This is a genomic window from Enterocloster lavalensis, assembly GCF_046603895.1.
GTDB lineage: Bacteria > Bacillota > Clostridia > Lachnospirales > Lachnospiraceae > Enterocloster > Enterocloster lavalensis.
The window spans coordinates 4,624,112-4,642,941 of record NZ_CP176637.1 but is presented as its reverse complement, the minus strand read 5'-3'; the positions used below and the strand labels follow the sequence as shown (position 1 = coordinate 4,642,941).

General features: G+C 56.1%; 19 protein-coding genes. 4 read left to right on the top strand and 15 right to left on the bottom strand.

Going from position 1 to position 18,830, the window contains the following annotated elements:
• Positions 1-10: 10 nt before the first annotated feature.
• The 3 genes from ACK2JC_RS20750 to ACK2JC_RS20740 are packed head-to-tail and all read right to left on the bottom strand — an operon-like array spanning position 11 to position 2,816.
• Positions 11-1,078 carry a tripartite tricarboxylate transporter substrate binding protein gene (locus ACK2JC_RS20750; RefSeq protein ID WP_320938352.1) on the bottom strand — a complete coding sequence of 356 codons (1,068 nt, stop codon included), beginning with the start codon at positions 1,076-1,078 and terminating at the stop codon, positions 11-13.
• Between the two features lie 52 nt (positions 1,079-1,130).
• Positions 1,131-1,445 carry a DUF4387 domain-containing protein gene (locus tag ACK2JC_RS20745; protein ID WP_276952511.1) on the bottom strand — a complete coding sequence of 105 codons (315 nt, stop codon included), beginning with the start codon at positions 1,443-1,445 and terminating at the stop codon, positions 1,131-1,133.
• Between the two features lie 12 nt (positions 1,446-1,457).
• Entirely contained in the window at positions 1,458-2,816 is a 1,359-nt protein-coding gene (locus tag ACK2JC_RS20740; protein ID WP_320938351.1) for an acyclic terpene utilization AtuA family protein, read from the bottom strand.
• A 197-nt stretch (positions 2,817-3,013) separates the two neighbouring features.
• On the opposite strand from ACK2JC_RS20740, the gene ACK2JC_RS20735 reads away from it, so the two are divergent.
• Positions 3,014-3,904, top strand: coding sequence for a LysR family transcriptional regulator (locus ACK2JC_RS20735; protein ID WP_411337732.1), 891 nt, complete (start codon positions 3,014-3,016; stop codon positions 3,902-3,904).
• A gap of 96 nt (positions 3,905-4,000) precedes the next feature.
• Here ACK2JC_RS20735 and ACK2JC_RS20730 read toward each other — a convergent pair whose 3' ends face one another.
• The 11 genes from ACK2JC_RS20730 to ACK2JC_RS20680 form a co-directional block, all read right to left on the bottom strand.
• Positions 4,001-4,996, bottom strand: coding sequence for an SPL family radical SAM protein (locus ACK2JC_RS20730; RefSeq protein WP_118756027.1), 996 nt, complete (start codon positions 4,994-4,996; stop codon positions 4,001-4,003).
• A 58-nt stretch (positions 4,997-5,054) separates the two neighbouring features.
• The gene (locus ACK2JC_RS20725; RefSeq protein ID WP_320938350.1) at positions 5,055-6,983 is read right to left on the bottom strand and encodes an endonuclease MutS2; all 1,929 of its coding nucleotides are present in this window, start codon (positions 6,981-6,983) and stop codon (positions 5,055-5,057) included.
• Positions 6,984-7,284: 301 nt separating this feature from the next.
• Positions 7,285-7,791: a helix-turn-helix transcriptional regulator gene (locus tag ACK2JC_RS20720; protein ID WP_368271339.1), complete on the bottom strand. Its 507-nt coding sequence runs from the start codon at positions 7,789-7,791 to the stop codon at positions 7,285-7,287.
• 60 nt (positions 7,792-7,851) lie between these two features.
• Positions 7,852-8,130 (bottom strand): TfoX/Sxy family protein, encoded by a 279-nt coding sequence (locus tag ACK2JC_RS20715; protein WP_227167940.1) that lies wholly within the window; start codon positions 8,128-8,130, stop codon positions 7,852-7,854.
• A gap of 121 nt (positions 8,131-8,251) precedes the next feature.
• Positions 8,252-8,626, bottom strand: a complete 375-nt coding sequence (locus tag ACK2JC_RS20710; RefSeq protein ID WP_320938348.1) for a DUF3592 domain-containing protein — start codon at positions 8,624-8,626, stop codon at positions 8,252-8,254.
• Complete coding sequence (locus tag ACK2JC_RS20705; RefSeq protein ID WP_320938347.1) at positions 8,616-9,884, bottom strand: helix-turn-helix transcriptional regulator; 1,269 nt, start codon at positions 9,882-9,884, stop codon at positions 8,616-8,618. Before ACK2JC_RS20705 ends, ACK2JC_RS20710 begins: the two co-directional genes overlap by 11 nt.
• Positions 9,885-10,116: 232 nt before the next feature.
• Positions 10,117-10,557: a hypothetical protein gene (locus ACK2JC_RS20700; RefSeq protein ID WP_227167943.1), complete on the bottom strand. Its 441-nt coding sequence runs from the start codon at positions 10,555-10,557 to the stop codon at positions 10,117-10,119.
• Positions 10,554-10,757, bottom strand: coding sequence for a helix-turn-helix transcriptional regulator (locus ACK2JC_RS20695; RefSeq protein ID WP_024735778.1), 204 nt, complete (start codon positions 10,755-10,757; stop codon positions 10,554-10,556). Before ACK2JC_RS20695 ends, ACK2JC_RS20700 begins: the two co-directional genes overlap by 4 nt.
• A gap of 123 nt (positions 10,758-10,880) precedes the next feature.
• Positions 10,881-11,441, bottom strand: a complete 561-nt coding sequence (locus ACK2JC_RS20690; protein WP_320938346.1) for a DUF6323 family protein — start codon at positions 11,439-11,441, stop codon at positions 10,881-10,883.
• Between the two features lie 11 nt (positions 11,442-11,452).
• Positions 11,453-12,310, bottom strand: a complete 858-nt coding sequence (locus tag ACK2JC_RS20685) for a DUF6179 domain-containing protein (protein WP_320938345.1) — start codon at positions 12,308-12,310, stop codon at positions 11,453-11,455.
• Between the two features lie 160 nt (positions 12,311-12,470).
• Positions 12,471-13,577 (bottom strand): DUF2185 domain-containing protein, encoded by a 1,107-nt coding sequence (locus ACK2JC_RS20680; RefSeq protein ID WP_320938344.1) that lies wholly within the window; start codon positions 13,575-13,577, stop codon positions 12,471-12,473.
• A 154-nt stretch (positions 13,578-13,731) separates the two neighbouring features.
• On the opposite strand from ACK2JC_RS20680, the gene dcd reads away from it, so the two are divergent.
• Positions 13,732-14,265 (top strand): dCTP deaminase, encoded by a 534-nt coding sequence (gene dcd / locus ACK2JC_RS20675; protein ID WP_092367163.1) that lies wholly within the window; start codon positions 13,732-13,734, stop codon positions 14,263-14,265.
• Between the two features lie 66 nt (positions 14,266-14,331).
• Here the strand turns inward: dcd and ACK2JC_RS20670 are convergent, their stop codons facing one another.
• Positions 14,332-15,054 (bottom strand): MgtC/SapB family protein, encoded by a 723-nt coding sequence (locus ACK2JC_RS20670; protein ID WP_092367160.1) that lies wholly within the window; start codon positions 15,052-15,054, stop codon positions 14,332-14,334.
• Between the two features lie 376 nt (positions 15,055-15,430).
• Here ACK2JC_RS20670 and ACK2JC_RS20665 point away from each other — a divergent pair, with 376 nt between their 5' ends.
• Both ACK2JC_RS20665 and ACK2JC_RS20660 read left to right on the top strand, forming a co-directional pair.
• Positions 15,431-17,140 (top strand): sensor histidine kinase, encoded by a 1,710-nt coding sequence (locus ACK2JC_RS20665; protein WP_320938343.1) that lies wholly within the window; start codon positions 15,431-15,433, stop codon positions 17,138-17,140.
• A 24-nt stretch (positions 17,141-17,164) separates the two neighbouring features.
• Positions 17,165-18,556, top strand: coding sequence for a helix-turn-helix domain-containing protein (locus ACK2JC_RS20660; RefSeq protein ID WP_320938342.1), 1,392 nt, complete (start codon positions 17,165-17,167; stop codon positions 18,554-18,556).
• Positions 18,557-18,830: the final 274 nt, after the last annotated feature.

Sequence of the window (18,830 nt, the reverse complement as noted above, 5' to 3'; positions counted from 1 at the left end):
TGTCGACCGCTTATTTCTTGTTCATTTCCACCGCTGTGTCGTAGGTGTTCTGCAATATTTCCGAGAGCTCGTCGGCGTCCCAGACAAAGGTATTTCCCATACCGTTCATTTCCAGCCACTGGGCCCACTCGGCGTTGGTGGTCGCAACCTTGTGCACCGCCGCTTCAAACGCGTCCACCGCCTCCTGGGGCGTTCCCTTCATCGCGGTAAATACGCGGTAGAAGCCCAGATCGGAGGTATAGCCCAGCTCACCGGAACAGGGAACATCCGGGTAAATGTCGCTGCGCTGCTGCGCCATCACTACGAGAGGCACCAGATCGCCGGATTCCGCATACGCGCCCGCGTCGCTCCAGGTATTGATAACCAGATCCACATCCCCTGCGATCACGGAAATGGTACCCTCATTGGACTCAGAAGTGATCCACTTCAGTTCAATGCCCGCCTGGTCGCAGAATTCATTGATAATCGCTCCGCTGATTCCGTTGGGGGAATCGGTGGCGACGGTCACTTTGCCGGGATTGGCCTTGCAGTAGTCGATCATCTCATTTACGTCCTTAAACGGCGCTTTGGGGCTTGCAAAGAACATGCCTTCCGCCATGACCAGCCCGCTGACCGGAACGATCTCGCTCATCAAATCAAACTCACACTGCCCCTGAGCCGCCGCAATAATGGCGGAGGGGGCGGTAAACTGGTACTTGTATCCGTCCGCCGGCTGGTTGTGGCTCCAGGTATAGCCAGTGATCCCGGAAGCGCCGGAGCGGTTGCTGACCACGATGGATACGCCCAGCTCCTTCTCCAGATAGGTGGCAAATTTGCGGACCGTGGTGTCAAGACCACCTCCCTCTCCTCCCGGAACCATAATCTCAATGCGGTGGTCAAACTGAAAGCCGGAGGCGGCCGCCTCGGTTCCGGCCTCTTTGACCGCCTCGCTTCCCGCATCCTTTGCAGCTTCCGTTGCTGCGGGGGCCGGGGATTCCTTAGCGCCGGAACCGCCAGAGCCGCCGCAGGCGCACAGGGACAGGAGCATAGCTCCGCTCACCAAACCGGATAATATACGCATCAATTTTTTGGATTTCATTATAATTTCCCCCATTTCTTTTATTCTGTCTATGGTTTCTCAGCCGCCGGCCTCAATCCAACGGAATTTCCAGATTGACCATCGGGCGGTGCTGCTGGCAGCCGTACAGATCGTCGTCCAGAAAATCGCCGGACGGATGTCTGCGCGGAAATGAGAACTTGACCGCATTGGCCAGCGGAAGATTGTGCTGGCTGACGCTGCTTTCATCTACCTTGTACAACTCAGCCACGGCAGCTGTGGACAGCGCTCCGGTAGCCAGAACCTTATCGTAGGTCTCACGATCCGCGAACAGGATGTCAATGGATTCCATAAAAGGGCCCGCGTTCTTGGAACGGATCAGTTTCGCCAATTCATATAATTTTTTCACGTCAAGCTCTCCTTACAGATCATAGTAGGTGAAGCGGCAGGTCTCCAGGGGATCGTCCACTTCGATCACGTGGTTCAGACAGAATGAGTAGGTCGCGCCGTTTTCCTGGGTCATCAGGGTCGGCGGCGAGAACGGGAACGCCGCCTGGCTCTGGGCGCCCTCCCAATCCCGGATCGGCACGTGCAGGGCTGTGTGCCATACGTTGGAAATGACGCCGTCCGCCTCCTCAGGACTCCGGGCGATGATATCGAATACTATGCCCACGCACTCTGTGTCGGGGTCCTTGGGATTGCCATAGACCAGATGCCGCAGCCGGTACTCCTCCGGCTCCAGGCCCATACCCGCGCGGATTTTGTTGCGCGCATCCCGCTCACAGGTCTGCAGCCAGCTGTCAAATTGCTTTAAGATCAGGGGATCAGATACTCCGGCCACTGCTACCCGCCGGTAACCCTCGAATTTCACGCCTTCCAGCTTGACCGTATAAGGCGCTTTGGTCAGTTTGGTTCCGGTGATTTTCACTCTGCGCTCCGTCTCCTGCTCATAGGAGGCGTCCTCTGTTTCCATCACAATCCCCGGTTCCGGCAGGCGGAATGGGTTGGTGTTCTCATACAGAGTGTGGCTCACAATGGATACCGGGGATGCGGTCATCTCAGGATGCCCCGGCTCGATACTCGCAGAATCTTCCCGTATCCAGGCCAGCATACTCCCATGGTATTTCTCGAACACGGTGGCCAGCGTTCCGCACTCCAGCACCTTGGCTGCGTGCCAGGCAAATCCGTTGCCCAGTCCGTACATGGTGGGAACCGCGGCAAAGATGGAGGTGTCCGTGGACCGTCCGGCGATGACCACCTGGGCGCCGTCCTCCAGGGCCTTGATAAAAGGTTCCGCCCCGATCACGGAGATGCAACGGGCCAGGGAATCCAGATCACGGTCGGTAAATTCCGGGGCTCCCTCCAAAGGATGAAGCCTGCCCTCCTCCATGTAATGCTGGAGCTGGTCGTGAGTCAGCTCCGTCTTGATTTCAGCTAATTTAAAGTGCAGCTTCTGCTCCGCCGCAATTTCCCTGGCAATTTCCACCAGCCAATCCACATTGGGGTCCGCCCCCGCGGTTCCCGCGGAGCCGATTAGTACCGGGATTCCCCGCTTGACACCCTCGGTAATCATAAGTTCCAGGTCCCGCTTTGCAGCTCTGCGGTTCATGCGCGGCTTTCCCGCGCCGGGATAGAAGGGGCCGGAATCCGATGTGCCGGAGTCGCAGCCGATCACGTCGGGATTCTGCTCCAGCGCATGATAAAATCCGACTTTGTCAAAGGAAGAACCCAGCATTCCGGCAGCCGCCAGAACGCAAACCTCTTTTTTGTGTTCACCCATAACTGTTGTTTACACTCCTTTCTCAGAACGGTTTGTTGTGCAAAATAACGGTTTTGCAAAATCTTTCGACTAATATGTAGTGTTTCTGCATAAATCCAGTTTACACTTGACTGAGTTTTCCAACAAGAATATAATAATTATGTTCGCAATAAACAACGTTTATTGCACGGAAACAAATGATCGGAAGGGGGGATCGTATGGATAAAATTGACTGGCTTTTGATCAAAACGCTGTACAGTGACAGGAGTATGGCCAAAGCGGCAGAGAAGCTGTTCATCTCCCAGCCGGCCGTATCTTACCGGCTGACCAGGATGGAGCAGGAATTCGATGAGGTTCTATTTCTGCGCAATAACAAGGGCGTGACGCTGACCAGCGCCGGGCTCAGGCTGTACACCTTTGCCAGCCTGATGCTTCAGTACGAGGAGGACATCGCCTCCTATGTACGCCAGAAGGGAGGGGAACTGTCCGGCCTGGTAAACCTCGGAGTGACCAGCACGTTCCTGAACAAGTTTCTGGTCCCCCAGATCCGGCAGTTCTGCGACCAATACCCCAAAATCAAGGTGACGCTGACGGTGGAACCCAGCCTGAATCTGCGCAACATGATGGATACCAACCGCCTGATGATGGCGGTGATCCGCGGCCCCCACGAGTGGAACGGCCCGTCGGTGGAGATATTTGAGGAGCCTTTGGAAATCATCTCCTCGGAGCCCGTCACGGAAGAGATGCTGTGCACCCGGCCTTTTGTGAGCAACTGCATGCGCTCGCCGGTGACGCTTCAGATGGAACAGTGGATCAGCGACCATTTTGAAGGAGGTACGCCGCCTGCGGCCCAGGTGCAGGTGTACGGGGACTCCCGCAACATGGTCAATCTGGTAAAGGCCGGCTTCGGCTGGGCCATCATCTCCAACCTGCGCATCGACGTTTCGGACAATCTCTATCACCAGCCCATCTACCACAAAGACGGCTCTCCCTACCTGTACAAGACAAACCTGATCTACAGCGAGGAATGCCGCCATTTCGACGCATATATGGCCTACATTGGACATCTGAAAGAGTATTTTTCAAACAATCCACTGGGGCAGACATAAAAAGGGGACCGGTGTCCCCGGGATGAACGCTCATCTCCGGGGGTACCGGTCCCTGATATTTGATTGCAATGGGCAGTGGGTGCCCCCCCTGTTCCCTCAACTGATATACAAAATCGGCACATCCCCCAAAATCCGTCCGATCTCCCCCCGCAGAAACGCTTCGCACTCCTCCCTGCTCTCCTGCCGGTAGCAGTACCGGCCCCGGCCGCGGCCGGTCATGCGCTCCGGGTCGTAGAGGTCCGGCGCATTGGGAAACGCTTCCCCGTTGATGGCGCGGTGCACGTAGCTGTAGGTCATGAGAATGATCTCTAAAAACATCTGGCCCTTCATTTTCTCTGAAAGTCCCTGTCTCAGTTCCTCCAGAAGGCCGGTGTAAAGCTCCCGCCAGTTCTCCACCAGGATCACCGGGGCGATCAGCAGGCCGCAGGGATATCCTGCTTCGCACATCCGGTTCACGGCCTCGATTCTCTTTTTTAACGGGGAGGTGCCGAGCTCAATCCGGCTGATCACCTCTTGAGGATTCACGCTCATGCGGAAAATCACCTTTCCCCGGTGGTCCAGGGTAAGAAGCGGGTCCACCATGTGGAACTTCGAAGGAAATGTGAGCTTTCCCCGGCCTTCCTCTGCGAACCTGGGAATCGTGTATAAAAGATTCCCCGTTATGGTGTTTTCCAGGATCAAATCGCTGTTGCTGCCGATCTCAAAGCACAGGGGGCGCTCGCTCTTGAATGAGCGTTTGATCAGCCGGTCCAGCATGTCCTCCCGGTTCACGAAGAGCCGCAGGTAGGCGCATTTATTGTAGTTGCAGACCAGGTAGCAGTACAGGCACATGGCCGTACATCCTGAGGAGGTGTAGGGGACCAGGTAGTCCGACACCTTGTGGTTCTCCACGTATTTGTGGGTTTTCCTGGTCCCCACGATCAGGAAACGCTTCATCCGCCCGAACTCGGAGTTGGGCTTCTCCTGCATTTCCTTGATGGAATTGTGGTTTTCGATGGGAATCCAGGGCAGGTCCTGAAACATTTCCCGCAGGTGGATTCCCAGGGGGTATTTCAGGCTGTCCGGCTCGTAGTAAACGGAATCAAACTTCATCGGCGTGTTCCTCTCTGTCACTTGATTCCCTTAGTATGCGCCGCGGCGGCGGAAACTATCATTCCCCGTCCGCCCCGGCGTTTATCACCAGTCCCTCCACATGGTGTTTGCCCATCTGATGACGGGCTTTCCGGTTCTCCACCGAGTCGAAAATGATGGAAAAATCGTAGTCCTCCGGGTACAGCTGGGAGGCCGCCACCTTCAGCTTCAGGCGGCGGTGGTTGATCAGCCGCTTTTCCTTCTTCACCTGCACCAGCACATTTCCCATGTCGTCCTCGGGCTTCACCACGATGCCGATCACCTGCTCCGGGTATACCGTCACCGAGTCCCCGCGATTGAAGGAACTGTAACGGTTTTGCAATGCTTTTCGGTTCTGCATCTTCTCAAGGGTGGGCGATGGCAGCTTGGGCAGGCGGACTTTTTGGCCTTCTTCCAGCCGCAGCTCCGTTTTCAGTTCCCGGGAAATGCCGCCGTAGGCCCTTTGGGCCGCCATCTCCAGCATGTCATCCGGCATGCCCAGGCGCTTGGCGATGTAGAGGGCGCAGCTCTCCCCTGCCTTTCCGATCTCCAGCCGGTAGAGCGGCTTTAAATTCTCCCGGTCAAATGCCATCCGCGCGTTCAGAATCTCCTCGTGCCCGGCAGCGTAGGTTTTCACCTCGGGATAATGGGTGGTCGCCAGAAACAGGCAGCCGCTCTCCCGCAGCTGTTCTAAAATGGCCACGGCAATGCCCATGCCCTCCGCCGGGTCCGTGCCGGAGCCCAGCTCGTCCAGGATCACGATGCTCTCCCGTGTTACCCGTTTTAGGATATCAAGCACATTTTGGATATGAGCCGAAAATGTGGAGAGGTTATCCGCGATATTCTGGCCGTCGCCGATGTCGCAGAGCACTTGGTTGGCCATGCAGATATCGGCGCGCTCGCAGGGGACGTGCAGGCCGCTGCCCGCCATCAATGCGAACAGTCCCACGGTCTTGATGGCCACGGTCTTTCCGCCCGTGTTGGGCCCGGTGATCACGATTCCCCGGGCCCCGCCGCCCAGCCGGAAATCCAGCGGGACATTAGTGTCAGCCGGAATCATGGGATGGCGCGCACCGGCAAGCTCTATGCGCCCATCCGTGTTGATCTCCGGTTCCACCGCCCCCAGATCGGAGCTGAGTTTGCCCCGGGCAAAGATCACGTCCAGCTTGACCAGCATGCGCAGATTATCCCGCATCACTTCCTCGTATCCCGCGATCTCGTCGGTCAGCTGGTAGAGGATGCGGCGCACCTCGCAGTCCTCCTCGATGCGCAGCACCTCCAGCTCTTCCCGCAGCCGGGACAGGGCGGCGGGTTCGATAAACAGCGTGGCCCCGGAGGAGGAGCGGTCGATCACGCTGCCCTCCACCCTGGATTTGTACTCCTTTTTGACGGGCAGGCAGATTCTGCCGTTGCGCTGCACCACGAAGGACTCGGCCATGCAGCTCTTTTTCACCCGCAGAAGCCCCTCGGCCTTCTCCTTGATCTTCTCCTCCAGGGCCTCCAGCTCCCTTCTGAGGCGGGACAGGCAGGGCGTGGCGAAGCTGTCAACCTGCCCACCGCGGACGGTCCGCCCGATTTCCTCCCTCAGTTCCTCCAGGGGATGCAGGTTCTCCGTGTAGTAAGCCAGGGCGATTCCCGACGTTTTTCCCCGCTCCAGGTAGGAGCGCATCCGGCTGACCGCCGTGAGGAACATGCCGACGCCCTCCGCCTCCTCGGGCAGAAGCATTTCACCCCGGACCGCCTTCTCCAGGCACTGCTCTGTCCGCTCCATAACCGGGGACGGCGGCTGTCCCACCAGATCCAGCATCTGCCGCGCCTGGGTGGTCTCCCGCATATTCCGGCGCAGTTCCGACTCAGAGTAAAAGGGACGCAGCGCCAACAGTATTTCCCTCGCCTGCGGGGAAATGGCGCGCTGAGCCAGCATGTCTTTTATTTCAGTAAATCCAAGTGTGTCAAATGTAGTGTTCATTGTATCTGTTTCCTTCCTTTTCATCTGGCTATTATCTATATTCGGATACGAAAAAGGATGGAACGCAAAAAGCCCATGCGGTACCAAAAGCAGATACGTGCATGGGCATTCCATGTCCGCTGTCATCGATCTGTTCTGGATTCAGGGTACAGAAAAAACACATCCGCCACGGCGGACCTTTTCTTACCCTTCGCATTCAGTTAGCTGCGTTCCATCTCAGATACAATTAACAAAAAGACACTTCCAATCAAAAATATTTTCTTTACTATAGCAGGCTTCCCGAGGGTTTGTCAACTGGAATTTATTTCTGCTGTGCTTTTCTACTCTTCCAGACCACGGCCAGGATATCCTTCAGCACAAGGAAGGCGTCCAGGTCGTTATAGCCGTATTTCTTTTCCAGATCGATCAGCAGTTTCCACAGACCCGCCGCGTAATAGGGGATATCCACCTCGCTCTGGTACCGGGCCAGCACGGGATATTTTCTGCTCCACGCCTCTGTCCAGTCTATTTTTTCGGACACCGTTTCGCTGGTTCTGTCGATGACGTCCTGTATTTCCCTGATGTCCAGGTCAAATTCGATCAGTTCGTCCAGGGATAAACCATACAGCATCGCAAGCCGCTTCGACTGCCGGATATCAGGCAGAGTCTCGTCGGTCTCCCATTTTGAGATGGTCTGTCTGCTGACGCCCAGTTTCTCAGCAACCGCTTCCTGGGACAGTCCTTTGTTTTTTCTCGCGTCGAATAAGTGATTGCCTAAACTCATAGCCGGTTCCTCCTCCATTCGTTGTATATCCCGATTGTAGCGCAGATGGCGGAGGAACGCCACCAATGAAATGAGGCACTTTCGCGCGTTTTCCTGACATGGAGATTATTTCGCTTGTTTGCCCGGCTTTCCCTTCACATGGTTGTAGAATTCCTTCAGATCGTCCTTCACGTCCTGGGGGAGCTGGGATTTTTTGATTCCCCGTATTGCGCCTTCCAGCGAGTAGAGCCGGTGGATGCAGGCCGAGCTGTCAATCGCCAGAATGCGCAGCCATGCCTGACGGCTTCCCGCCTCCTTCAATTCCTCCAGCGTGGTGATTCCCACCTGGTTCAACTGCTCCTCCACCACCGCGCCGATATTCGGCTGCTTTGATAATTCACCCATTCTGTACCTCCATGGGGGTCCGTCCTGCTATTCGGCTTTATTTCTGTATGGAAATGGAATGCCGTTCTCAGTCAAGACGTGTCCCCCCTGTCATTTTGATTTGCTGTTTTATTGTATGGTCTTATATTGCGCCCAGAATCAGTAGTACAACCGCCAATATAGCGGAGGCCGCCAGCCTGGTCCTGGAAAACACCGCAATGCGTCCTGGATCATCCAGCCGGTAATGCACGGTGACGCGGCTTCCCACCACAGAGGCCATGGGCACCTGCACACGCTCCAGGGGACGGTAGGTAATTCCATCGACCTGATAGGATACCTGAGCCCACTTGGAATTGTTCCGCTTCACGCGCTCCGGCAGGGCGCTGGAAACGCTCATCACCACCGCCTGCACATCCGCGGTATGGCTGCGGTGCCGCAGCAGCAGAATCATCTGGTAAATTCCGTAAACCGCACACAGTGCGGCCAAAGTCAGACAGACCATCCGCTCACGCTCCATTTCCGCCCTCCTTTTGTCTGAGAATGGTGTTTCTCAGCTTCTCCATGCCGCGCTCATAGGCCCCGGTGCCCACCAGAGTCCGGTAAGGTTCCTCCGTGCCGAAGGAAAGGCGGTATTGTTCCAGAATCAGAATGCGGTCCTTGCGGTCAATGGTATTTCCCGGCCCAGCCAGACGTATTGACCGGTCGTAGGGCGGATCGTCCTTCTGGACATCCGTCTGTTCGTGAACGTCCGCAGGCCCGTGGCCGTCCGCCTCCCCATGAACGTCCGCATGTCCGTGGCCGTCTGCCTGTCCGTGGTCATCCGCCTCCCCGTGAACATCCGCTGGTCCGTGGCCATCCACCCGTCCATAGCCCTCCGCCTCGCCGCAGATTCCGGCCACCAGCGTCTCCACATACCGCTCAAAACACGCTCCCGCCGCCTGTTTATCCTTCTCCCTCATAGCCAGCAGAAGCTTGTAATGCCATCCGGTTCCGGTCCTGAAGCCCAGCATTTCCTCCAGCGTTTTGCTGGCTTCTGAGGCGCAGCGCACCGTGTCCCAATCCTCCAGCTCCCAGGCAGACCGCAGAAGCGTCACCATCCCCTGCAGCGCCATATTGCCGTAGCGCCTGATCACCCTGCGGCTGACGGCCGCGGCCTGTTCCCAGTCCCCGCGGTAGAGACAGAGCGCGGGAAGCAGGCTGTCCGGGTCGATCTCCGGGACGGGGAGCTCCCGCAGATAAGCTTCCGCGCGGTCGTAGTCCCCGCTCTGCATATAACAGCAGGCCGCAATCCCCTTGGCCTGCACCCAATATCTGCTTTCGCCCCCGGACAAAATTTCCTCCAGCAGCTCCAGGGCGTACTCCCGGAAACGTGCAAGATTCTCCTCCGTCCGATCCTCCTCCCGGAAATGCAGGACGCAGGTGGTGTAGAGCCCAGCTACCTTCAGCTTCAGGTACTGGCTGTCCGGGTACTCCCGCACCAGGGCCGCACAGCGCTCCATCCCCGCCTGAAAACCGTCCCGCTCGAATATACCGGGAATCTCTTTCACCAACCGGTCCGCCTCCTCCCGTGGCAGCGCCCGGGTGAAGGACAGCAGGGCGTCGATGGTCACGCCAAAATACCGGGCAATGGGCGCCAGGAGCTGGATATCCGGGCAGCTCTGCCCGGTCTCCCACTTGCTCACCGCCGGTTTTGAGACGCCCACGGCTCTGGCCAGCTGCTCCTGGGTCACGCCCTTCTCTCTCCGCAAATTCACAATCGTCGTGCCAATGTTCATGTTTCCACCTCCTGCATTAAGTGTAAGCTACCGCCGCCCGGAATACAAGGGAGGGGAAATCAACCTGGCGGGCGTTTTTGTCTACCGCCGGTTTACCTGGCGCAGGGCAGAGATTTTGTACGTGGTGCGTTTGGGCCAGGTGAACATCCTGCCCCGGGGAGCATCTCGTACCCGAGGTTTTTTGGCCCAGGGCATTTTCCCACACAGGAACAATTATCCCTGCGATCCCCGCTCAGTTGCGCGCTTTCAACCACCGGTAAATCCAGATTCCCGCCACATAGAGGAACACCAGAAGCGCGCTCTGATACATAATCAACCCATAGAAATGACCGATCTCCAGTGCGTGCAGAACGGAAAACAGAACGGTGGATACAGCCAGTACCAGTAGGGACAGAATATACGCGTAACGCCCCGCTTTGTCCCGCAGCATCTCATTGCGCTCATCCTTCAGGCAGATTTCTTCCTCCTCCTGCTTCTCCTGGTAACGCTTCACACGGCCGGGCCGGGTCCAGTAATAGTATCGTCCCATGGTCGCCAGACCGCCGAAAATCCCACCGCCCGCGAAACCGGCCAACAAACTCTGCAGCTTCCCGGATGCAGCCGCGGACGCTACGGCCAGCAGTAATCCTGCCACAAAATACGCAACTCCTGTCCACAGATAACTTCTTTTCATTGATCATTCTCCTTCCACAAAAACAATTCCTCAATGGTTTTCTGAAAAAAGTCGGCGATCTGGAAGGCCAGCTCCAGCGACGGGTTATATTTCCCATTCTCGATGGAGCTGACGGTCTGCCGCGATACTCGCAGCGCCCGGGCGAACTCCTCCTGGCTCAGGCCCATCTCCTTGCGCAGCTGTTCCACTCTGTTTTTCAAGCGCTTCCTCCTTTCATTTTGTAAAGGTTCCTTTACATTCAGTATAGAGCAAAAACTCCATCTTGTCAAGTTTCCTTTACATCATCTGTGAACTCATCATCTGTCTCCCCCTCGGCCCCACTTCTACTCCACGTCCTCCAACTTCACCCGATAAACCTCATACTCCCACCGCGTCTCCTCGTCCAGCTCCCCATAATCGTTATCCGCTTCCCCCAGAGAATATTCGTCGCGGCGGCCCCGCTGCATGCCACACTGCCAGCCGGAGCGCACAGCCCGGGCGAAGCGTTCCAGGCAGGTGCCGCTCAGGTAGTCTAGGTCCCCGAAGCAGATGTTCTCAAACTGCCTCCGCATAAAGTCCAGCAGCTCTGCGTCCGTCAGCTCGTCCTGAGATTCATTTTTATACATGTAAAATAGTTCCTGCAGCTGGCCGAGTACCTCCACATACTGGTCCTGATGGATGTACGCCGAATCGCAGAAAGCCTCAATCACAGCGGGCAGAATACTCTCCCCGAACTCGACTCTCCTGCTCTCTTTCAAAGAATCCTCCCGGCAGGCCATCAGCTCCCGGGCGTCCTTTTCGGTCAATGCGAGGCCGTATTGCCCCGTCTTTTCATTGCATCTCAAAATCCTCTGTAAATCCGCCTTCCGCTGCTCCGCCAAAAGCAGTTCTAACATATTCTCCATACCGTTCTCCCTTAAACAATCCGCTGAAGGCAGCCGTGCGCCGCCCCGTTTGCCAGTTCCGCCGCAATCCCGGGAATATAGCAGTCCAGGTAAGCCGCCAGCGCCTCGTCTCCCGGAAAATACCGGGCGGCAAGACGCCGCGACAGCCCCCGCAGTCTCTCCGCCAAACGCTCCCCGGAGACAGTCTCCACCGCCGCGGCCAGCATTTCATACTTGTCCGGCTCCAGCGCTGTCTCCTCCGGCGAGATTCCCAGCAGCAGATGGACCAGGATCTTTCGCAGCACAATCTCACCGAGATTGACCGGCAGGTCCCGCCAGCCCTGTCCCCGGGCCGTCAACACTGCTCCGACGTAGTCCGGGGACAGACTCCCCAGAAAGCGCTGCTCCGCCCAGATACAGGCCAGATAGCGGTCCACCCGGTCGATCCCCGGCCGTTTTCCAAGATCCCCGGGAACCGGATAGTCCAGCCCTGTAAAATCCTGCTGCGGATTAAAACGCGGGTCGTACCATTTGAAGAATCCCGGGATGTTCCGCGTCACTGTTTTGCGGTAAACGCTGCACCCATACCCGTTAAAGGATACGATCCATTTGTTGTAAAGCTTCCGGGCCTCCTCCGTCCTGCGGATCACCAGGCGGTATCCCAGGTCGTAGGCCTCCCGCGCCGTCAGCATTTCACCGCCCGACAATTCCCGGTTCTGTCCCGGCCCGCTTCCGGTCTCCTGCGTCTCGCCGATGCAGTAGAGCACCGCTTCCATCAGCTGCTGCGCCGTCTCCCAGGGCACGGAGGTGCTCGCCTTACTGGTATAGCGCTCCGTCAACTCCTGTACCAGAGGAAGCAGGTCCGCCGCCTCATATCCCATATACGCCATATCCCCATCTCCTTTCCGTGAATTTAGAGTTTACTACAGAAATTTTCACATTTAAAGTCTGGAAATCCGGGAAAATAAGGCTTATAATAGATGCAGGGAGAGATGACGGCATCTCTCCCTGTTGCGTTCCTCTTACAAACGGTTCATTTTCCTTCAAACATCATCCCCGGAAATACGGTGGATTCATAAACGGGACGATCAGCTCCACCGGCTCCCCCTCTGTATCCAGCGCCCAGTAGCCGCTGTAGATTCCGTCGCCCATTCCGCTGGCAAACATAGCGATGCGGTGCCCGCTCTCCGGCAATTTCCAGACCACAAAATCTCCGCCCTCCCTCTGGACCTGGGGATGTGCTTCGTAGCTGCGGCGGAACTCCTGGGCAAAATAATCGTCGTACCGGTTCTTGCCGGGGTTCTCACCGGACCATTTTTCAAGGAAACGGGCGTATTCATCCGCCACCGCGGCGTCGCAGAAGCAGGCCATCCCGGCATCCACTCCAAAAAAGCTGAAAACACCCGGCTGATTCAGCTGTTCCACGGTGTATCCCCTGGGCATGGCCAGCTCATACCCTTTGACGGGCCGGCTGCTGATCTTTAATTTTGCCGCTGCGACCCGCAGTCCCACGATGGGCGAGCAGCAGATACTCAGCTCCACCGGGTAAGCGCCCGCTGGTATGGTCCGATTCAGGAAGGTAGAATATTTCCGGTCGCCCAGATATACCAGCGGGTCCGCCAGCACGATTTCACCGCTGGGGAAGTCCGCCTCGCCGATCACAAACGGCTCCAGCAGATCATCCTTCTCAAATAATCCCCTGAAAAATTCCGCGGGATAACTGGTCTGGTTCAAAAATTTCAGATTCTTCTCAAACGCGGCCTGGCCCGGATGCTTCACCGGCTCCCGTATCTCCTTTCCGGTCCTGGTGTCCACGAAATATTTCCCGCTCTGATCCGATTTGAATTCCAGGTCCGCGCCCACCGGCAGATAGAGCACGTTCAGCACCGCGGGTTCAACGTTGGCCAGGGTGTTGAAGTCCACCACCGCCAGATTTTCCGCCTGATCCAGGTATTCCTGGGTATCCGAAGCCCCGAAGGCGACCCACCCGTTTCCGATCCCGTTGTCCTCCCGGAACAACCATCTCAGCGCAGTTCTCCGCTCCAACACGGACTTGCTCACAATGCAGGCCCCCGCGCCGGAGATGTACTGTCTGAACTCCTGCTGCGGTTTTGGGGGCTGTTTCTTTTTGGGGACTAATCGATCGAACATTCCCATGGTAATTCCTCCTCAAGTGTGTTTGGCTCCGCCGCCATATCTGTATGGTACCAAAAAATTCCTGCAAATACAATGTCCGCCAGGCAGAACACCGCTTGAATCCGCGGCATTTATGCGATAAGATGATAGATATTGTACATTGGAGGAAACGGCTATGATTTTATCGGATCAAACGATCATGAAGCTGCTGGCGGACAAGACCCTGGTGATCTCCCCCCTTGAGGAACGGCAGATCCAGCCTGCCAGCGTGGATATCCGCCTGGGAAGCACCTTCAGCATCGTGGAGGACCTGTCCACCGGCGTGATTTCCCTGGAAACCGCGGCCAGCTATAAAACCATCCGGACCGACACCTATATTCTCCTGCCCGGCCAGTTCGTGCTGGCCACCACCATGGAGTATTTTGAACTGCCGGACAACCTGACGGCGTTTGTGGAGGGGAGAAGCTCTCTGGGACGGCTGGGTCTGTTTATCCAGAACGCCGGCTGGGTGGACCCGGGATTCAAAGGCGAGATCACCCTGGAGCTGTTCAACGCCAACCGCTGCGCCATCGAATTAAAGGCCGGGCGGCGGGTGGGACAGCTGGTGTTCGCTGAGATGGACGCCATGGCCTTGAACCCTTATAATGGGAAATACCAGGGGCAGCGGGGCGCCACCGGATCACGGGTTTACCTGGACGGCGAGCTGTAAAACGCCTCTCACAAGACGAGACTGGCCCCAGCGGACCGGTCTCGTTTGATTCATCTTATAATTCCATCAGGTTCTGATCTCCTCCACGTACCGGAGTCCTTCCATTTTTCGGATATCCTCCAGAATCCGTGCATGCTTCTGCCGTTTTCCCAGATCCAGCTCGATCATCACGCAGGTGTCCTTCTTGTACCATTTGTTCTCGGAACGCCTGACCAGATTTACAATCCGGATATTCTGATCGTAAAAATACTGAATCAGCAACAGCATAAATTCCTCTTTGACTCCCTCGACGTAAATCTTCATGATGCGGGATGTCCCCATCACCATACGGTCAATTATCTTGCAGGTCATGGACGACATGAAAATCACCCCAACGCCGCCGAACGCGCCAAAGTAAAATCCGGCGCCAATCGAGATTCCTAACGCCGCCGTCACCCAAAGCGCCGCAGCGGTGGTGAGCCCCCGGACCTGGTTGGTGCCGGTCACAATGATGGTGCCCGCGCCGAGGAAACCGATTCCGCTGATGACCTGGGCCGCCATTCTGGCCAAATCGCCGCTGCCCCCAAAGTTCCTGGATATGTATTCGTTGGTGATCATGGCAAGGGTCGCCCCGACGCAGACCAGGGAAAAGGTCTTAAGTCCCGCAGGCCTTCCCTTCATCTCCCGCTCCAATCCGATCAGCCCGCCGCAGATCGAGGCCACGATCATCCGAAACAGCGCCACCACTTCAAAGCGCGTGTCCGAAAACTCCTTCAAATCATACAAAACATCCCCTAAAAATTCTACCATTTGTCCACCCTCCTGACATCATTGTCTCCGGGTCCGAAGCAACTTAACTTCCTTACCGGATACTGATATAAATATACCATAGGTTCGCAGTTGAAACCAGCTTTGTTTTTGTTCATTTCGACATTATCCTGCACTTTTCGACCGATGGCATATGCCACAATTCCTTGATAAGCCCACCCCCATTTGGTATAATTAAGGAAATGCAATGCTTATCATCAGCCTGGCGGCTGGTGACAAAGTATAATCAAGGAAACGTATTGCTTATCATCAGCCTGGCGGCTGGTGACAAAGTATAATTAAAAAACGTATCTCTGATCGACAGCCTTCAGCTGCCGGCAATGCGTAATAACGACACAACGATGAAAGGCAGTCCCCCATGAACACATTCAAGACAGCGTCCCTCTCCCGAAAGCTGTTCTCCAGCTTCATTATCAGCTTTATGCTTCCCATGATCCTGGTCAGCTGCCTGGTCTCCTACCTGTTCAGCAGCCGTCAGTACCGCGAGATCAACAATCAGGCGGTCAATAACATGAAGCTGATCTCCGCCTATATCACCAAGTACATCAACGATATCGACAATATCACCAAAGCCCCCTACTACCACTCCTACTTTCAGTCAAGGTCCTCCATGGACGACCTGACTCCTTATGAGCAGAACCAGGTCAGCAAGGAAATCGGCCAGCTGCTTCAGCTGACCACCTATTCCCGGGAGGACTTCGGGGACCTGGTGGTCATGTCCGACGAGAAGGTTCTGTACTTCAATTCCACGGACTGGTACCAGTACCTGCCCACCGTCAATCCCTTAACCTCCCGCCAGTGGTACCTGGAAGCCATGGAGCAGCAGGGCCGGATCGCCATCGTGCCCCAGGACGAGCAGGATCCGTCCCAGGAATTCATCGACACCGGCAGCTTTTACATTTCCCGAAAGCTGAACAATATCTTTTCCCCGGAACAGGACAATATCATCATGGTCAACCTTAAAACCGACGCCCTGGAGAATCTGTTTTCCAGTCTCACCAGCGCCTCGCCCCTGATGATTCTCTTCACCAACGACGACGGCCAGCTGATTTACTCCAACACCCGGGTGGATCAGGCTCTGGTGGATTCCCTGTCCGGACATACGCTTTCCTTCGGGCACAACACCTGGAGCAACTACTCCCAGCGGCTGGACAACTATCCCCTGACCGTACACGTGCTGTTGTCCAACACCTATATCAAAGATCAGATCACCCGGTTTATGCTGGCAACACTGCTGTGCTATGTAACCGGAGTCTGCATCGCCTACATCCTGTTCCGCAAGGGAAACCGTTGGATCAAAGCCCCCACCTACCACATTAAATCCACCTTAAAAGAGCTGGAGGAGGGAAATCTCACCTCCCGCTGCCAGCCTCTGCCGGTCCGGGAGTTCAATGAAATCGGCGCCTCCATCAACACCATGGCCCACCAGCTCCAGGAAAAAATCAAAAATGAATATGAGCTGTCCATTGCCCAGAAAAACCTACAGCTTCAGGCCCTGCAGTCCCAGATCCAGCCCCATTTTATCATCAACACCATCTATAGCTTTATCACCTTAAACCAGATCGGGGAGCAGGAAACCTTAAACGACGCGTTTTACTCCTTTGCCCATCTGCTGCGGTACGTGTTAAGCAAGGACAACAGCACCACCATCGGAAAGGAGCTGGATTTCCTGGAGGACTACTGCTCCCTCTGCCTGCTGCGGTTCGGCAACCGCCTCTCTTACGAAATCCACTGCAACGACAGCCTGCGCCCCCTCTGCATTCCCAAGCTCCTGTTGCAGCCCCTGGTGGAAAATGCGGTGATACACGGCATCGAACCCAGTGAAACGCCCTGTTCCCTGTGCATTGACATCCATCGGAACCAGGGCACCCTATATATCATCATTGAAGACAATGGGGTGGGATTTACACCGGAACAGCTGAATTCGCCGGATTCCATCGGAATTAAAAATGTGGAAACCCGGATTCACATTTGGAATCCCGACGTCCGCCTGTATATCTACCGGGTGGCGGACACCACTATTCAGGCCCTGGTAATCCCGGACCAAACCCCGGCGGACCAGTCTTAAACACTTAACAGGCGGTGATTGCTTATGAACATATTAGTTGTAGACGACGAACCTTTAATCCACATTTCCATCGAAAAGCTGATCCACACCTGCTCCGGTGAGGAGACTGTTTTTCATGCATACAACGGCCATCAGATGCTGGACGCCCTCGGGGAACGCGAATTCGCCCTGGCCTTTGTGGACATTAAAATGCCCGGCCCATCGGGTCTGGAAGCCATCCGTCAGGCCAGGGAGATCGCGCCCTTCACACGCTATTACATCATGACCGGATTCGATGAATTTGAGTACGCCAAACAGGCGATCAAGCTCAAGGTCGACGATTACCTGATGAAACCCCTGGACTTAAAGACCATCCGTGAAACGGTGGAAGCCGCCCGAAGCCAGGTCCTTTTGAACTTGGAGCACAAAAAGAACGTGTTCCGCAACTGGCTGGAGAGCACCCTGAACCGGAGGGAGAGCTATTTCAACGAATTTGCAGGCCATTACTGCGGTCTGATGATGGTCAATGTGGATGCCGGCGGCATTTCCCCGGAACAGATCCAGGCCCCGTTTCAGTCCTACGGCGGCCACCTGGTGAGCGTGTTCACCGAGCATGGTCTGATGCTCCTGTGCTTTTCAGAGAAATCCGACTATCTGCTGGAAATGTACCGCAGCCTCTCCGCCTTCCCCTACCCGAAGGGGCTCACCTGCTTCGCCGCCTCCATCACCAGTGATCCCGGCGAATTGAAAGCCTCCCTGACCTCCCTGATGGACCGTTCCTGCCTGCGGGTGCTTCTGGGCCTTGGAAGCTTTTACTACCTGACCCCGCTCATGGACGTAAGCCCGGTCAAGCTGGATTTCTGCCGGACCTGCCTGGAATGGCGGGCCGCCTTTACCGCCAGGGACTACACCGCATTTTCCAACTGTTCGGAGCTGATCGTAAACCAGTTTTACCGGCATGAAGAGCTGCAAAAGCACCAGGAAAACCTGTGCGTTTTCCTTTCCCTGACCCTGGACCGCCCCGTAGAAATCCCTCCGGACGCAGCCGCATTAAAAGAACAACTGGCCCAGGCCGCCAGGGAATTCGTGAGCGGCTCGGACCAGGACTCCAAAGCCCAGTCCATCATCCGCTTCATCCAGGAACACTACGCGGAAAACCTCTCCACCGCAGAGCTGTCCGAACGCTTCGGCCTCTCCGCCAACCACATCACCAACCTATTAAAGAGTACCCTGGGAATCCGCTACAACGATTACGTCACCCAGCTACGCCTCAGCCGCGCCAAAGAACTCCTCCTCTCCACCCGCCTGTCCGTCAAGGAAATCACCACCGCCTGTGGATATTACAGCCAAAGCCACTTTACCAAACTCTTCCTCGAACACGAGGGCTGCACCCCCGCAGAATACCGAAAAGACATCGGCGGCAAACCGCCAAAATAATCACCCCTCCCGCAAAACTACAGGGGTTCACCAAATCCCCTCCCCCTATGCATCAAAAAACGCCTCCGCCCGTCATTATACTTTCATACCTCAGTACACTAACGGCCAAAGACGTTTTTATTTTCCCCCGCCCTCCCACTCCCTGAAACGCCAGCGTGCGCGTCACAGACGTCAGGGAGTGAGCGGCAGGGGGGCGGGGATGGAGGCGACTGTGGAGCGGTTTAGAGGGACTTAGGTCCCAGGGACCGGAAAAGGCGGGATTGCGCAGGGCTCT

Coding starts and splice junctions, on each gene's coding strand:
- ACK2JC_RS20750 (WP_320938352.1), bottom strand. CDS start 1,078: ATGAAATCCAAAAAATTGATGCGTATATTATCCGGTTTGGTGAGCGGA.
- ACK2JC_RS20740 (WP_320938351.1), bottom strand. CDS start 2,816: ATGGGTGAACACAAAAAAGAGGTTTGCGTTCTGGCGGCTGCCGGAATG.
- ACK2JC_RS20735 (WP_411337732.1), top strand. CDS start 3,014: ATGGATAAAATTGACTGGCTTTTGATCAAAACGCTGTACAGTGACAGG.
- ACK2JC_RS20730 (WP_118756027.1), bottom strand. CDS start 4,996: ATGAAGTTTGATTCCGTTTACTACGAGCCGGACAGCCTGAAATACCCC.
- ACK2JC_RS20725 (WP_320938350.1), bottom strand. CDS start 6,983: ATGAACACTACATTTGACACACTTGGATTTACTGAAATAAAAGACATG.
- ACK2JC_RS20715 (WP_227167940.1), bottom strand. CDS start 8,130: ATGGGTGAATTATCAAAGCAGCCGAATATCGGCGCGGTGGTGGAGGAG.
- ACK2JC_RS20710 (WP_320938348.1), bottom strand. CDS start 8,626: ATGGAGCGTGAGCGGATGGTCTGTCTGACTTTGGCCGCACTGTGTGCG.
- ACK2JC_RS20705 (WP_320938347.1), bottom strand. CDS start 9,884: ATGAACATTGGCACGACGATTGTGAATTTGCGGAGAGAGAAGGGCGTG.
- ACK2JC_RS20700 (WP_227167943.1), bottom strand. CDS start 10,557: ATGAAAAGAAGTTATCTGTGGACAGGAGTTGCGTATTTTGTGGCAGGA.
- ACK2JC_RS20690 (WP_320938346.1), bottom strand. CDS start 11,441: ATGGAGAATATGTTAGAACTGCTTTTGGCGGAGCAGCGGAAGGCGGAT.
- ACK2JC_RS20685 (WP_320938345.1), bottom strand. CDS start 12,310: ATGGCGTATATGGGATATGAGGCGGCGGACCTGCTTCCTCTGGTACAG.
- ACK2JC_RS20680 (WP_320938344.1), bottom strand. CDS start 13,577: ATGGGAATGTTCGATCGATTAGTCCCCAAAAAGAAACAGCCCCCAAAA.
- dcd (WP_092367163.1), top strand. CDS start 13,732: ATGATTTTATCGGATCAAACGATCATGAAGCTGCTGGCGGACAAGACC.
- ACK2JC_RS20670 (WP_092367160.1), bottom strand. CDS start 15,054: ATGGTAGAATTTTTAGGGGATGTTTTGTATGATTTGAAGGAGTTTTCG.
- ACK2JC_RS20665 (WP_320938343.1), top strand. CDS start 15,431: ATGAACACATTCAAGACAGCGTCCCTCTCCCGAAAGCTGTTCTCCAGC.
- ACK2JC_RS20660 (WP_320938342.1), top strand. CDS start 17,165: ATGAACATATTAGTTGTAGACGACGAACCTTTAATCCACATTTCCATC.